The 226-nt window shown below is 69.9% G+C and carries 1 protein-coding gene; it reads left to right on the forward strand.

Annotation, left to right across the window (positions count from 1 at the left end; translation table 11 throughout):
* The coding region (locus tag OQ02_RS39945) for an endo-1,4-beta-xylanase (RefSeq protein WP_033443893.1) at positions 1 to 226 on the forward strand (226 nt) is incomplete at both ends.

Consider the following 226-nt stretch of genomic DNA (forward strand, 5'->3'; position numbering starts at 1 on the left):
GGACGTCGTCAACGAGGCCTACGCCGACGGCAGCGGCGGCGGGCGCCGCGACTCCAACCTCCAGCGCACCGGCAACGACTGGATCGAAGCCGCGTTCCGCGCCGCGCGGGCGGCGGACCCCAACGCCAAGCTCTGCTACAACGACTACAACACCGACAACTGGTCGCACGCCAAGACCCAGGGCGTCTACCGCATGGTCCAGGACTTCAAGTCCCGCGGCGTCCCC

The sequence above is a fragment of the Saccharothrix sp. NRRL B-16314 genome (assembly GCF_000716595.1).
Classification (GTDB): domain Bacteria; phylum Actinomycetota; class Actinomycetes; order Mycobacteriales; family Pseudonocardiaceae; genus Actinosynnema.